The organism is Mangrovicoccus sp. HB161399 (genome assembly GCF_013184745.1).
Lineage (GTDB): Bacteria > Pseudomonadota > Alphaproteobacteria > Rhodobacterales > Rhodobacteraceae > Mangrovicoccus.
Genome location: NZ_JAATVU010000208.1, coordinates 1 through 2,001, shown reverse-complemented (window position 1 = coordinate 2,001; position 2,001 = coordinate 1). Strand labels below are relative to the sequence as shown.

The 2,001-nt window shown below is 67.4% G+C and carries 2 pseudogenes; one reads left to right on the top strand and one right to left on the bottom strand.

The annotated features are described in order from the left end of the window. Positions 1 to 230, bottom strand: a pseudogene (locus HCC78_RS34335) (hypothetical protein); the annotation flags it as partial. Between the two features lie 333 nt (positions 231 to 563). Here HCC78_RS34335 and HCC78_RS32295 point away from each other — a divergent pair. After that, positions 564 to 1,801 (top strand): annotated as a pseudogene (locus HCC78_RS32295) (transposase). The last annotated feature ends 200 nt before the right edge of the window (positions 1,802 to 2,001 follow it).

Genomic DNA, 2,001 nt, shown 5'->3' with positions numbered 1-2,001 from the left:
CCGGATCGGCTGCCCGGGGGCGATCGAGGGGCGCCCGAAATCGGCATGGAGCACCTCGAACCCGGCATCGAGGCTGGCGGGTGCGTTCGCCATCGGCCTCGGACCGGTGGCGGCGCCATGGCTCGCTTGGCGACCTGCCGGATCTTCCGCAGCGGATGCCGCGCCGGGACGCGCGCCTCCGGATCGGCATGGCTGGACAGCGACCCGCCCGTCCCGTCTGCACCGCGCATGCCTGTCTCCGCCGCTGCTCCGCAGCGGGTGAATCATGTTCTGCAGCCGGCGCCGAGGTACGACTATTTCAGCGGCCTGGTAAGCGCGTCGTTAAACGGCGTCCAATTCGTCGTTCGGTAGCGGGCAGGTTCGGGATTCGTCACGAAAGCCCACCGACCTGCGGGATTCCCGCGGTGAATCCGGAACCTTGAGGAGTTCCGCAGCGAAGCCGTAGTCGGGCGAAACTGACATCGTCGGCCGCATCACCTAGCAGGGTGCTGAAAAACTCGCGCCTCGACGTCTGTGGCGGAACATGATTCACCGGCGCCACAGCGAGGACGATGGAGTGTGCGATGCGGGGATCAGACAATGAGACGGGCTCGCTGTTCAGCTATGTCGATCTCGAGGAGCGCATTCCGGCGCGCCACCCGATTCGCAAAAGCAGGACCGTCGTCAACGATGCGCCGCGCTCCCTGGATGCGGAGTTCGACCGGCTCTGCGCGGCGGAGGGCCGCCCCTCGATCGCGCCGGAACGATTGATCCGGGCCAGCCTGCTGCAGCTCCTCTACTCGATCCGGTCCGAGCGGCAGCTCATGGAGCAGATGATTACAACCTGCTGTTCCGCTGGTTCGTGGGCCTTGGGATCGACGACGCTGTCTGGGGTGAAGGGCGTCCCGGAATTGATCCGGGGGATCAATTCAGCCCTGGGAGGGCGGAGCCCCGGGCCGGAGGCCGGCCGTGTCCAGCAGGACCCGCGACCGGCCGCTGGCCACGGACATGCCGCGCAAGGTGATGGCCGCCATCCTGGCGCACCGCGAGGCCGCGCCGCTGCTGCCGGACGGCCATTTCCCGGTCGATGGCACCCTGGTGCAGGCCCGGGCGTCGATGGAGAGCTTGCAGCCGAAGGAAAAAGCGACGTCCGGCGGGGACGACGATCCGGGCCATCCGCCGGATACCGGTGTGCCGGCCAAATCCACCTCTGACCAGTCCGCCGCCAAGCCCGAACCGATGACCTGCCCCGCACGCCGCAACCGCAACGCCGAAGTGGATTTCCGCGGCGAACGGCGCCCCAACGCGACCCATGCTTCGACGACCGATCCGGAGGCCCGGCTGTTCAAGAAGTCGCCCGGCGCCGGGGCCATGCTGTGCCTCATGGGGCATTGTCTGATGGAGAACCGCTCCGGCCTGGTCGTGCAGGCCGGTTTGACGCGGGCGGACGGTCCCGCCGAACGGCGTGCTGCCAGCGACATGCTTCACCGCCACTCGCCTGGTTCGACCCGGCGCCTGCCCCTGGCGGCCGACCGCGGCTATGACAGCGCGGACGTCATCGCCGGGCTGCGCCAGATGGTGGTCACGCCCATGTCGCCCAGACGTCCCGGCACTCCGCTATCGACGCAGAACCGCCCGGCACCCCGGCTACGCCAAGTCACAGCGGCGGCGGAAGAAGATCGGGGAACCTTTCGGCTGGGCCAAAACCGTCGGCTGCATGGCGCAGACCCTGTTTCGCGGCTTCGAGCGCGTGCGTGCCCGCTTCACCTTGGCGATGGCGGCCTGCAACTTGGCGAGGCTGCCGAAACTGCTCGCCACCTGAGCAGCTGAGCGGCTACTCGGACTGCCTGCCCGCACACAAGGCTGCATCGAGCTCCTGCTCAAGGGAAACCTTTCCACACGGCAGACCTTTTCAGCGGCCTGCCAGGCTAGGCTCTGGACACATTGAGTTTCACAGCCAGTAGATAACGACTGCCGCGAGGGCGATAGCTGAGAAGAACACCTTCGGGCATCTGTCGTATC